Origin of the sequence: Acetobacterium sp., assembly GCF_041752335.1 — a bacterium.
GTDB lineage: Bacteria > Bacillota > Clostridia > Eubacteriales > Eubacteriaceae > Acetobacterium.
In genome coordinates this window covers 110,547-122,406 of sequence record NZ_JBGSHG010000048.1, presented here as the reverse complement: position 1 = coordinate 122,406, position 11,860 = coordinate 110,547, and the positions used below count along the sequence as shown (strand labels likewise).

At 48.1% G+C, this 11,860-nt stretch carries 11 protein-coding genes; 3 read left to right on the top strand and 8 right to left on the bottom strand.

All coding sequences use genetic code 11. The annotated features are described in order from the left end of the window. Window positions 1-145: 145 nt before the first annotated feature. The 4 genes from ACEW8F_RS06765 to recQ all read right to left on the bottom strand — a co-directional run bounded on the left by ACEW8F_RS06765 (window position 146) and on the right by recQ (window position 5,554). Window positions 146-1,375, bottom strand: coding sequence for a flavin monoamine oxidase family protein (locus tag ACEW8F_RS06765; protein ID WP_373482712.1), 1,230 nt, complete (start codon window positions 1,373-1,375; stop codon window positions 146-148). Between the two features lie 67 nt (window positions 1,376-1,442). After that, the gene (locus tag ACEW8F_RS06760; RefSeq protein WP_373482711.1) at window positions 1,443-2,480 is read right to left on the bottom strand and encodes a helix-turn-helix domain-containing protein; all 1,038 of its coding nucleotides are present in this window, start codon (window positions 2,478-2,480) and stop codon (window positions 1,443-1,445) included. A gap of 81 nt (window positions 2,481-2,561) precedes the next feature. After that, on the bottom strand, window positions 2,562-3,335 hold the full coding sequence (locus ACEW8F_RS06755) for a TraX family protein (protein WP_373482710.1): 774 nt from the start codon (window positions 3,333-3,335) through the stop codon (window positions 2,562-2,564). Window positions 3,336-3,361: 26 nt separating this feature from the next. Further along, window positions 3,362-5,554: a DNA helicase RecQ gene (recQ, locus tag ACEW8F_RS06750; protein WP_373482709.1), complete on the bottom strand. Its 2,193-nt coding sequence runs from the start codon at window positions 5,552-5,554 to the stop codon at window positions 3,362-3,364. Window positions 5,555-5,878: 324 nt separating this feature from the next. Here recQ and ACEW8F_RS06745 point away from each other — a divergent pair, with 324 nt between their 5' ends. Further along, window positions 5,879-6,130, top strand: a complete 252-nt coding sequence (locus tag ACEW8F_RS06745) for a hypothetical protein (protein ID WP_373482708.1) — start codon at window positions 5,879-5,881, stop codon at window positions 6,128-6,130. A gap of 73 nt (window positions 6,131-6,203) precedes the next feature. Here the strand turns inward: ACEW8F_RS06745 and ACEW8F_RS06740 are convergent, their stop codons facing one another. Beyond that, complete coding sequence (locus ACEW8F_RS06740; protein ID WP_373482707.1) at window positions 6,204-7,079, bottom strand: nitroreductase family protein; 876 nt, start codon at window positions 7,077-7,079, stop codon at window positions 6,204-6,206. 69 nt (window positions 7,080-7,148) lie between these two features. Next, the gene (locus ACEW8F_RS06735; protein WP_373482706.1) at window positions 7,149-7,607 is read right to left on the bottom strand and encodes a VanZ family protein; all 459 of its coding nucleotides are present in this window, start codon (window positions 7,605-7,607) and stop codon (window positions 7,149-7,151) included. 189 nt (window positions 7,608-7,796) lie between these two features. Between ACEW8F_RS06735 and ACEW8F_RS06730 the strand changes: the two genes are divergently transcribed. Then, the gene (locus ACEW8F_RS06730; protein WP_373482705.1) at window positions 7,797-8,279 is read left to right on the top strand and encodes a cytidine/deoxycytidylate deaminase family protein; all 483 of its coding nucleotides are present in this window, start codon (window positions 7,797-7,799) and stop codon (window positions 8,277-8,279) included. Between the two features lie 95 nt (window positions 8,280-8,374). Here the strand turns inward: ACEW8F_RS06730 and ACEW8F_RS06725 are convergent, their stop codons facing one another. Continuing rightward, window positions 8,375-9,010, bottom strand: coding sequence for a nucleoside triphosphate pyrophosphatase (locus ACEW8F_RS06725; RefSeq protein ID WP_373482704.1), 636 nt, complete (start codon window positions 9,008-9,010; stop codon window positions 8,375-8,377). 316 nt (window positions 9,011-9,326) lie between these two features. Here ACEW8F_RS06725 and ACEW8F_RS06720 point away from each other — a divergent pair, with 316 nt between their 5' ends. After that, window positions 9,327-10,667, top strand: a complete 1,341-nt coding sequence (locus ACEW8F_RS06720) for a GDSL-type esterase/lipase family protein (RefSeq protein ID WP_373482703.1) — start codon at window positions 9,327-9,329, stop codon at window positions 10,665-10,667. Window positions 10,668-10,857: 190 nt separating this feature from the next. On the opposite strand, the gene ACEW8F_RS06715 is transcribed toward ACEW8F_RS06720, so the two are convergent. After that, complete coding sequence (locus ACEW8F_RS06715; RefSeq protein ID WP_373482702.1) at window positions 10,858-11,811, bottom strand: sugar-binding transcriptional regulator; 954 nt, start codon at window positions 11,809-11,811, stop codon at window positions 10,858-10,860. Window positions 11,812-11,860 lie beyond the last annotated feature (49 nt).

Genomic DNA, 11,860 nt, shown 5'->3' with positions numbered 1-11,860 from the left:
ATTGACTTTGACAACAATTTAACAGCGCATAAAAACACATCCCGTCAGCTGTTTTAACTTGGTGTTAACAACTTAACGGGATGTGTTGATAAAAAAAGCCGGCTGTTACCGTAAATCTGTAAACAGCAAGCTAAAATAAATAAATTTATGGTTGATCAATTGTAAAATAGCGGTTGGTAAAATCGCTGAGGTATTGGGTCAATTTATCCAGGGTCGGAAAACAGGTCAGGCTGCCTGAAAAATAGATCCCCTGCTGGCCCTGAAGAGCATTGACCTGATCGTAGAAGCCGTTTTTTATCTCGGCCCCGGTAACATGCGGAAAGGTCTGCCATTGTTTATAGGCAAACAGCCGCTCAGCCTTAAAGCCGGCCTGTTTCAGATCGGCATCGATCTGGGCTTTTAAATCTTTAATTGGCAGATCTCCGGCGGCATAGGCGGTCAGCAGTGGTCCGGGTTTATCCGGCTTGCTGCTATACAACAGCAGCAGGTGTCCGTCTTTGTCAAAATTATGAGTGAAATAACTGGTGGTCCGGTAGTTTTCCCGGGCCACATAGGCCAGCACATTGTAGGCTTTGCGTCGGTAGCAGCCCATCAGACGGGCATGGTCCGGGGCGTGAATCACCAACCGGTCCAGCGGCACGGTGATCACCGCCGCATCAAAATGTTCTTCGCCAACCGGGGTTTTTATGATCAGGCGGTTATGATCAATCGGGATCATACCAGTCACCGGGCTACTCAGACGGAGGTCCTCCAGCCGTTCCGATAATTTTGTAATAATCTCGTTGGCGCCGTTGGAAAAACTGATCAGCTTCCGGGACTCAATCATCGAGGACAGGGTCATGATATCCAGATACTTCAGGGCATAGATGGCTGGAATCTCGCTGGACTTGCCAAAACCGAAGGCCACCAGATGGGGCGAATAAACCCGCATCAGGGTCTGTAGTTTGTTCGCGTTGCACCAGGATTCAAAGGATTGGGTCAGCGCATCGGGAATATTCGCCCAGCCCTGAGCATTTAAAACCGCCTGATAAGGGGCCAGGTATTCCGGCAGCCGCTGCAGTTGCTCCTGAAAACCAGCAATCTCGTCAGGATCAATCTGGGCCTGTTTCTCACCATTCGGGCCCAAAAAACTGCGGTGAAAATACTTGTACTCGGCTTTGACGTCCAACTGTCGCAGAAATTTCATCAAAGCTTCTGAGGTTCCCAGAACCGACCCCAGCTCGCAGAATTCTTTTTTATGAAAGACGCTCAAACAATGCCCCCCGGCTCGTTCTTCCGCTTCAAAAACCGTGACCTGATGACCGGCTTTTTCCAGAAAATAGGCCAGCGTCAAACCGCTGTATCCACCGCCTACCACGGCTATCTGCTTTTTCATTGTCGCTCCTCTCCGGGCTGATCGGCGGAACTAAACATCGCCGCGAACCGCATCTCTTTTTGCACCCTTAATACTTCCGATTGACATAGGACCACAAGGGCAGGGTCACCCCGGGGCCCTTGATGTCGACAACGATTTCCATGGGCGTTTTGTCACTGTTTTCACCATAGCCCAGCGGCAGCTCGAGATTATAATCACGAACAAACTGCTGAAAACCGTCCTTGATTATGTCAAAAGAATCGGCTGATTCCAGCAGCGACTCCAGATAAGTCCCGCTTTTCTGGTTGAATACCTGCACCGTTTTGGAGTAAACATTATTTTTCTCCTCCCAAATCACCTGTCTGATATTCATTTCCCAGAGCTTGCTGGTGTAAAGATGGCGGCTGTGGATTCTGCCGGTGGTATACTCCTGCTGATGGGGCGTCATTATCCAGCTTGGTTGCATCAACAACTCATTGCCCATCGGGATAGCCACCCCCAGCAACAGGTCCAGGGCGCAGTCGGCATTTTTTTTGGTATACAACCGCGCACAGGCTACGCCGCTGATTAAATCCACCACCGCATACTGATAAAGATTGCCAATCCCCGGCTGATAACCCCGTTCCACCGTCCAGGCCAGCCAGCATTCGCCCACTGTCAGCTGCTCCGGATCTGGCGCTCGATCGGACCGGATTTCATTATCAACTCCTGCTGATTGATGTTGCGCAGCACTGATTTTCCGGCTGTAATGCTTGCGGGCCAGTTTGTGATTGAGATCGTGACGGCGCATAATATTATAGACACCGCTGCTGCTGATGTTCAAATCCTGTTCCTCCAGCAGCCAGGCAATGCTTTGGGGACCATAGTCCGGAAAGGAAACGATGGCATCCAGCACCGCCTGCTCCACCGTCAGCGCTGATTTATTGGGTGGCACAAAATGACGGACCTGATCCTTCAGACCGGCCAGACCCTGTTCATCAAAGCGTTTATGCCAGCGATAGTAGAGGGTCCGGGAAATCCGGTATTTTTTACAGGCCGCACTGACCCCCTGTTCCTGACCACAGAGCAGAATCTCATGGCGGCGTTTAATTGTCGCTTTTTCCTGATCTTTGACAGCTTTTACCATCCGACCGATCTCCTTTTCTGCTGCTAGCGATTTGTTGATCGCTTACTCACACTCTTCATTCTCACCAGTTCTTGATAGGCCTTAAAAAAACAGATTGCCGATAAAAAACAACACCACAATATGAACCGGATAAAAAATATAAAACAGGTATTTCAGTCCCCGCCCCTTTTCACCGTTATAGGACAGCATCAGCGGCAATGACCCGATCATCATCCACTGATAATTATTGTAAAGCAGGGCGGTTGGCCGGGGATCGATGGACCATTCCAGGGCGAAAAAAGCCAGACAGAAAAGCCCGTAGGCCAGGATCAGTCGTTTTTTATCGGTGCGGTTGAAGTAGATCAGCACCCCCAGAAAAACAAAGATAAAACTGCCCTCGTTAAAAATCAGATTGCCGGTGATGGCCCCGACAAAGCTCATCATACCAGTCAGCGGCACGAACTGACCAGCCAGAATACAGAGGATCGTGGTCAGAATCTGATAGCCGGCAAACAGGGCGATAAATTTGTTACCCCTGGGCTTGTCGGTTTTGCGGATTTCGATCAGCCAGACAATCACTGCCACCAACAATAGCGTCACAAAAATATTATTGGACATCATCGCGTAGGGATCAGCAATGCTGTTATTGCTGATCAGATCAATCATTCCCATCCCCACACCAAAGAAATACATCCTGAGCAGGTATCTTTTGCGGTCATGGGTGTAATAAAAGCCCCAGGCCATGCAGAAAAAGAACACCGGCGCCGAAAGCCGGCCCAGCCAGTGCAACCACAGCGGGGTACCCGGAATAAACTGTCCGATATGGTCCAGTAACATCAAAATCAGGGCGATTACTTTTAAGCTCGTCGAGGTCATCGGTCTTTCTCCTTCTCCGGTACTAGCTATGCTAATCCATTTTTATGAATCACAATTTTGATATCCGCATAAGAACAGGACTCTGGCAGGGCTTCTTTGATGGGGCGCAGGGCTTCCAGGCCGACGGTGCCGATGGCGTTGATGATGGCTACTTCTTTATCGGCATCGACAAAATCACCCCAGTTGATCGCTTTTCCTTCCTGATCGCAGCGGATTAAATGGCTCAGCACGGTGTTTTCGCTCAGTTCCCGTTGCCTGGCGATGGCAGCGATGGTCATGCCTCCGGCAAACAGCGCGTAGGTGAGTTCCCAGGAGGGCACTTTTGCTTCTTTTTCGCCCGCCTGTTGCCTGGTCAACCGGGGTTCCGGGTCGTCCGGTGCCGCGACCGGCCGGGGTCTGATGGTGATCGGGTTGTTTTCGGCAAAGCTGCTGATCGCTTCGATAAAGACCGTACCATAATGATCATAACGGGCCTGGCCGACGCCGTTGATGTTTAGAAATTCGGCTTCGCTCCGGGGAAAATAGGCCGCCATTTCTCTTAAAGTGGCATCGGGAAAAATCACATAGGGCGGCAGTCCCTTGTCCTGGGCAATGCTGCGTCTCAGGGACCGCAGTTCTTCAAACAGGGCTTCGTCGCAATCAACCGGTGGTTTGGTTTTACCGGAAGTTTTTGTTTTGGCGGCCTTGATATTTAGCAGGTGTTTTTTATGAAAGACCGTTTCACTCCCTTTTAAGATCCCACTGGCCGCCGGGGTCAATTTGAGGACCGGGTACTCATCGGCAGTGACGACGATATAGCCCTTGGCCACCAGGGTCATGATGATTTCGCGGAGACTTTCGGCGCTCTGCTCCTGGAGGATTCCGTAGGTGGACAGCTGATCAAAACCCAGCTCCAGGACTTTTTTATTTTTCGAGCCGCGGAGCACCGCAATTACCATATTCAGACCAAAGCGGTTTTTCATCCGATAAATGCAGGAAAGAATTTTTTGCGCGTCCAGGGTGATATCCACCATTTCGGACTGGTCCAGACAATTGCCGCAGTTGCCACAGCGTTCAAAGTCGGCTACTTCCCCGAAATAGTTGAGGATACTTTTTCTGAGGCAATCATTGGTGTGGCAATAATCGACCAGATACTGAAGATTCTCAAACAGCAGGGTCTCCCGCTCCGGGGAGGTCTGGTTGAGCTGGATCAGCTGTTTCTGTTTGACAATATCGGCGGGGGAATAAAGAATGGTACAGTGGCTGGGTTCGCCATCCCGGCCACCACGTCCGGCTTCCTGATAGTAAGCCTCCATATTCTGGGGCATATTGTAATGGATGATAAAACGCACATCCGGCTTGTTGATCCCCATCCCAAAGGCATTGGTGGCCACCATAATGTGAAGACGGTCATTAATGAAATCCTGCTGATTCTGCTCCCGATCTTCGGGACGCATGCCGCCATGATAAGCGCCGGCCAGAAAGCCCAGGCTGATCAGCTTGGCGGTGACGCTTTCGACGGTTTTTCGGGTGGCGCAGTAAATAATCCCGGACTGATCCGGGAAGGTCTGGGTGATGGTATTTTTGACATAACCGAGCTTATCGCCGGTTTTAACCACCTGATAAAGCAGGTTCGGCCGGTCAAAGCCGATGATCGATTCGACCGGATCTTGCAGTGCCAGCAAGGTTTTAATTTCCTCAATGACCTTCTTCGTGGCCGTGGCGGTATAAGCCGCCACCACCGGCCGGGGCGAAATATTGCCGATAAAAGCGGGAATCTCCCGGTAATGGGGTCGAAAATCATGGCCCCACTGACTGATACAATGGGCTTCATCTACTGCCACCATGGAAACCGAAAGCGTCCGCACCAGCTCCACAAAGGCCGGCGCGCAAAGCCGTTCCGGGGCGATATACAGCAGCTTGTAGTGATTGGCCCGGATCTTTTCCAGCCGCTGCTGATAGGTGGCATCATCAAGACTGCTGTTTAAAAAGGTGGACGGGATTCCCATTTCACCCAAAGCATCGACCTGATCCTTCATCAGTGAAATAAGCGGTGAGATCACCAGGGTGATGCCGGGCAGCTGCAGGGCGGGTAGCTGATAACAGAGGGATTTTCCCCCACCGGTGGGCATGATCCCCAGCACATCCTGGCCATTAACTGCCGCCGTTATGATTTTTTCCTGTCCTTCTTTAAATGTATCGTAGCCAAAATACTGGCTCAGGTTTTTTTTAAGCGTCACGATGAACCTCCTGTGAATCTCCTGTGAATCCTTGTCTCCGATTAGACGGTTCCCCAAGGAACCCTGACTTTGTCATATTCTTCTATTATAAGATAAAAGACCACCCCTGACAAGGAAGGGGTCTAAACAAACTGCCGTACCGACCAATAACCGATGGCCAGACCCGCATTAATCTGCGTGCATTTAACAATCTTCACAAAACCTTAACATTTTGTTCAAAAGTCCTTAACATCTATCGTTTATACTGATATCAGATCAACAATAAAACCTAAGGATGTTAACCACAATCCGAAAAATAAATTTGTTCAACGAAAGGAAATAACAATGGTACAGTCAAGATTTGCAACTTATTATGAAAACCATCCAGAGACTAACGATATTTCACTGATTCTCGAAACAAGCAGCACGACCAGTAAATCACCCCACCGAACCACTACCCACTCAAAAAAAGAAATCGCCTTAGCCAAAAAGCAGCGGGCGGATGAATGGGATTACCTTAAAAACAGCATCGAAATGAAACTGGAATTGGCACTGATGTACCTCAATCGTTCCAATGCCCATCTCCAATATCTATAAAAAGGGGCTTTTGCCCATCGGTTCCGATGGCAAAAGCCCCTTTTAAATTTATCAGTTTATTTTTTATTCAGTTTTACAAGTCGAAATGGGCAACCCGGCGATATTCGGTATTACCGGAATCGTCCTTGATAAAATGCCAGTTGGATGGGAAGCTCATCTCTTTTGCCAGTCCCTCCAGGGTGAATAGCATAATCCCGGCATCGGTATAATTTTCTTCGCGATCCGGATTAACCACCGCCAGTTCCGCATAGCCATCTTTAAGGATCAGCCGGCAGGGCTGAATATTCTGGAATGAAGGCGAATTTCTAACATAGTAAAGCAAATCCAGAACCCCTCTTTTTTCCATTTCCGAGAATGGCGCCACATTTCCCCAAGTATGAAGAAAAATAGTATCCACTACGGACAATCGGGCTTCGTCGTTGGTGGTAATCATGGTGATCCCATAAGGATTCTGCTCATATTTAGTATCACAATTAATAACGGTTTTATGTTTATCGGTTTTGCCTTCTTTTTTTGCAGGTTTACCAAAAGCCAGCAGATGCTCAATGATTCCCGCCTGGCCTGCCAATAATTTATCTTCCTGGGTCTGGCTGATTCCGTTCATGGTGATCCAGCAACTTCCCAGATCCAAATCATAGAGCTTTTTCACTGCCGATTGCATATAGAAAGCGCCAAACACTTCGACTTCATGGTCGGCTTTATCCAGCCGCAATCCGATATAATGGGGTGCTTTGATCATCACACCGCCATAGCCGCCGGACCCATCCAGACTTTGATATACTGCAGCACCGTTTTCCATCAAAATCAGGGAAAATCCCTTTTCCTTACCAACTGTACTGTTTACCTTATCCAGGTATGCTTTGATTTCACTGATATTCCGTTCTTCCACACCGCTATCGACAAATTCTCTGGTTGAGTGACTATTCACCGTAAATTCTCTGAATTTCATAAGTTACTACCTCCTAGCATTAGTTGTTTCTTTTATACCCCATTCCGTGGAGATTAATCGTAATTAACCCTAAAACCGCCTGGAAATCCGATTAATAACAAGGGAAGTGAGTAAAATGCCGAGAACGGCCCCCGCCGCGTCGATAAGCACATCCCGGAACTGACCGGAGCGGCCCAGTACAAATAATTGATGAAATTCGTCTGTCATGGCATAAATCATGCAGATGAGCAGCGCCAGATTGGCTGGTTTTCGTGCCTCACTTTGGACAAGTGCCAACAGGGTCAGAACGCCTAAAATAAAATAGGCCATGAAATGGGCGTTTTTTCGGATCAAGAAATCCAGATTCCCGAGCTCGATGCTTTCGATACCCGGCATCAAATACCTCAGAATTGCCAGCAATCCATCTTTTAACCCGGTACTGAGCTGCTCTGACTGGGTGGCCGGCTGACTGGAAAGATAAAAGATAATCCCCATCCAGAGCAGGGCGCAGCTCCAGGTCAATAGTTGAATTAATCGCTTCTTATCCACTTCTTCACCTTTTCCGGACCTGATAGTCACCTTTGCTATTAATATGATTTTTATAAACAGCGGGTCACTCTTTATTACCTGTTCTTTTTTTACCTGCAAGACAACAATAGAAACCCATTTATTTTATCCGAGACATCTCCACTTATCAATAGAATTATGGTAAACTAAAGAAAAAAACTGGAGAATGCGATGAAACGACAAGATTATATTACCTGGGAAGAATATTTTATGGGGATTGCCCTGTTATCGGCCCGACGCAGCAAGGACCCCAATACCCAGGTGGGGGCCTGCATTGTTAATAAAGACAATATTATTCTGTCCACCGGCTACAACGGCATGCCGAAAGGCTGCAGTGATGACGTCCTGCCCTGGGAGCGGGAAGGAACGTTTCAGGACACCAAATACGCCTATGTTTGCCACGCTGAGTTAAACGCCATTTTAAATTCGGATGGCCGGTCGCTGGCTGATTCGATTTTGTATGTCACCTGTTTTCCCTGCAACGAATGCGCCAAGGCCATTATCCAGGCCGGGATAAAAAAGGTGATTTATCTCGAAGATAAATACCCGGATGCGGACGCCACCCAGGTTTCCCGGCGGTTGTTTAAAATGGCCGACATCACCCTGAAAGAATTTCTCAATCCGACCTTTTACAGTGAGTTATCGCTGTATTAAACGGGACTCTACTACCGTTATCTTTTTTGACTTTCACAGCATCCCTCAAATAATGAGAGGATGCTTTTTTCACCAGATGACTGGTAGCCTGGCTATTACTGGTTGGCGATCTGCGTAAGCATTTTGCCGAGCCGCTTGTTGAGTTTGGCAATCGGCAGCCCGACAATATTATTGCAGTCACCCTTAATCCATTTGACCCAGAGGCCAGCTTCTTCCTGAATACCATAGGCTCCGGCTTTGTCCATCGCCTTGCCGGAGGCCACATAATCTGCCACCTCCCGCCGCATCTGATGATCCCACTGATAAAACTTGATAGTCGATGTGGCGACAAACCGCTCTTCCCGATCCCGATAGCGGATGCTGACCCCGGTTAAGACCTGGTGGGTGTTTCCGGCCAGCTGTTTAATCATCTTATAGGCTTCCATTTCATCGGCTGGCTTACCGAGGATCTGATCATCAAGCACCACAATCGTGTCCGCTCCCACGATCAGAGCCCGTGGATTAAGCTTTTGTACAACTCGGGCTTTTCTGGCGGCCAGCTCCCCCACCAGTTTTTTTACCGTACCCTGAAAATCCCCGTCACTGTTTGCCAGTATCTCTGCTTCTATTCGTTTTTCATCGATTTCCGCGGCCTGGATGATAAAATCTTTGATGCCATGGTTTTTTACCACCAATTTAAACAGCTCCCGTCGGCGAGGCGACTGGCTGGCAAGAATTATTTTTGGTTGCATGGTATACCTCCGATTTTTCAAAAAAGTTAGCAATATTGTATCATTTTATCGAGTTAAACGAAAGATTTATCCGATAAAAATCGAATCGCTGTACGAGTAAATTGATTATCTTTGTAATTTGCTCATAACCAACCCATTATTGCCTGGATCATTTCTTTCGCTCTGTTTAAAAATGTCTGGCACGGGTATGATAGTTCTATCGCAGGTGCCTGACTCCGTTAGTTTTTTGTGTTAAAGGCTTTTCTTTCAGTCTTTTGGACGGCTGGCAACTGTATTTTCAATCAACACCTAAATCGAACCAGTGAAAGGAACCAAAATGAAAAAAAGTATTTTCAAATCGATCACCGGCCGTCTTCTGATTCTCCTACTGATGCTGTCAATGATTTTTTCAACCGGCGTATTTGCTGCAGTTGACTCAAACAGCAATGAATCAAGCAACGATCCCACCATTGATACTCAAGCCACCAGCGATATTGGGGTTCAATATCGGGGTCATGTTCAGAACAAAGGCGATGTGCCGTTGCCGGTGGGCAACTTCGTTACCGGACCGAATGAACTGGGCTCCCGGAGCGAAGGGCTCCGGTTGGAAGGTCTTCGAATTGAGCTCACTGGCGCTGTCCCCAGCGGTGCCGGGATCAGCTATCAGGTTCATGTCCAGAATAAAGGCTGGATGGATGCAGTGCAAAACGGTGATTTTGCCGGAACCACCGGAGAGGGTCTACGGATAGAAGCCATCAAGATCAGTCTGACCGGTCTTGACGGCTATGAGGTCTATTACCGTGGCCACGTTCAGAACAAAGGAAATATTCCGGCTGTCGATAACACCTGGGGTTGGGTTAAGAACGGCGCCGAGTTGGGAACAACCGGTGAAAACCTGCGTCTGGAATCGATCGAAATAAAAATCGTCAAGACTGAAACCTACACTGCCCTGGGCGATTCCATCGCCTATGGGATGAGTGCCACCCCCGGTTCCGGTTATGTCAATCTTTTCTATAACGATTTGATCGGCGTTAGCGGTAATGAAGATCTCACTCTGGTGAATCTGGGCGTCCCGGGTTACACCTCCAGTCAGCTGTTAACTCAACTCCAGAATGATCCAGCAACCATTGCTGCACTCAGCAAGGCCAAGGTAATTACCGTCAGTGTTGGCGGTAACAATATTCTCGCACCTGTCATCGTAACCCTGGCGGCCGCTTTCCAGCTGGATCCCGCCTCACCGACCTTCCCAACCGATCTGGCGACCGCTTTAGCTCAACCCGGTGCCCAAGACATTATTACAGCGGCGCTGCCAACAATCCAGACCAATGTCACTGCCAGTGTCACCCAGTTTGGCACCGATTGGCCGCAGATCGTGGCCACCATCAAAACCCTGGCACCCCAGGCGGATATTTACGTGACGACTCTGTATGATCCCATCAACACTCAGGATCCACTATTTGCGATATTTGATCCGGCCATTCAAACCATTAACGCCGCCATTGAGACCCCCGGTGCCGGTTATAAAGTAGCTGATGTCTACACCGCCTTTGCCACCTACCAGGGCAGTGAACCGTTGGTTAATTTCAACTGGTATACCGGCAACCTCGATCCTCATCCCACCAACGCCGGTCACGAGCTGATTTACCAGTCACATCTGAATGCCGTAGCAATTAACTAGTATTGATAGCTGACTTAATCGGGCAATCTCTATTTCATGATCAATCAGCAGTTTAAGTCTGATTCTAATCCTAAATCTAAATTAAATGCGATGGAAGTTAATTCACTTAACTGCCATCGCATTTTATTGTTGCTATTCTTTTAATTATCCGGTGCAAATTTTTTCAGCCCGATTACGGTTTTAACTGGACTTACGTCAATTTTTGAATCAGCGCCTGGGCGGTTGCCTCATCAGTTATCAGAACCTTGATATAGCGCTGCCGGGCGGCACTGATAAGCGGCGCGACCTTCTCGCTGCCGTGGGCAATGCAGATCACATTCTCAATCTTTTCTAACAATGATAAAGCCATGCTGGTCATGAAATAATCTTCCGGTAATTGCAGGGCCTGATGATTTTCATACATAACGTGTCCCAAAAGATTGCCATGTGACTTGGTTAAAGCCCGAGAAATATCAATTTTCTTACTGAATAAAGAAAATTCATCAAAATAAGGATAACTGATATTGATCGGGCCGGCAATCGATAAAACGACGGTATCTAATTTTTCATAAGCTTTCTCAAGCTCATCAAAACGTTTCAAATCAAATGGGGACATCATGCTTCGCTTCTGACAGATGGTAAAATTGTTGTAATGACAGCTCCCTTTAAAGTGCCGGGCAAAATTATCCAAAATAACACTGGGCTGCAAATAGGGGTTATTGGTACCCGACGATCCCACAACTGAAAAAAACTTCAACGGTTTGTCCACCCGCCGGTTTGTCAGCTGGGAAGCCACATGGTAAAGGGTTTTACCTAATCCGATCCCAATGTTTTGACACTCTGGCAGCAGTTCTTCCAGTTGCCGGGCAGCAAAAAAATATAGGGCCTCGGATTGATCTGGCTGGGTCGATAACGACGGTGCCACGAAAACGTCCTGTAGCGCCAGCAGTTCCCGCAGCTGATTACCAAGGGCATCGGCGGTGCAGCTTTCCGGGGTGCTGACCCGAATTTTGACATAGCCCAGTTCGCGCGCCTGTTTAAGGATCCGTGAGATTTGTGATCGGTGGATGTTTTCTTTTTCAGAAATCTCCTGTTGGCTTAATCCGTCAAGATAATAGTATTTTGCGATCCGCAGGATCAATAATTGATCATCATTTTGTTTCATTAATACTCCCCTTATGGTTTTAAATTGCTCTGACAAACTGTTTTTGATA

Excerpts from the sequence above, each read along its gene's own strand:
- ACEW8F_RS06765 (WP_373482712.1), bottom strand. The coding sequence starts at position 1,375 with ATGAAAAAGCAGATAGCCGTGGTAGGCGGTGGATACAGCGGTTTGACG.
- ACEW8F_RS06760 (WP_373482711.1), bottom strand. The coding sequence starts at position 2,480 with ATGGTAAAAGCTGTCAAAGATCAGGAAAAAGCGACAATTAAACGCCGC.
- ACEW8F_RS06755 (WP_373482710.1), bottom strand. The coding sequence starts at position 3,335 with ATGACCTCGACGAGCTTAAAAGTAATCGCCCTGATTTTGATGTTACTG.
- ACEW8F_RS06745 (WP_373482708.1), top strand. The coding sequence starts at position 5,879 with ATGGTACAGTCAAGATTTGCAACTTATTATGAAAACCATCCAGAGACT.
- ACEW8F_RS06740 (WP_373482707.1), bottom strand. The coding sequence starts at position 7,079 with ATGAAATTCAGAGAATTTACGGTGAATAGTCACTCAACCAGAGAATTT.
- ACEW8F_RS06730 (WP_373482705.1), top strand. The coding sequence starts at position 7,797 with ATGAAACGACAAGATTATATTACCTGGGAAGAATATTTTATGGGGATT.
- ACEW8F_RS06725 (WP_373482704.1), bottom strand. The coding sequence starts at position 9,010 with ATGCAACCAAAAATAATTCTTGCCAGCCAGTCGCCTCGCCGACGGGAG.
- ACEW8F_RS06720 (WP_373482703.1), top strand. The coding sequence starts at position 9,327 with ATGAAAAAAAGTATTTTCAAATCGATCACCGGCCGTCTTCTGATTCTC.
- ACEW8F_RS06715 (WP_373482702.1), bottom strand. The coding sequence starts at position 11,811 with ATGAAACAAAATGATGATCAATTATTGATCCTGCGGATCGCAAAATAC.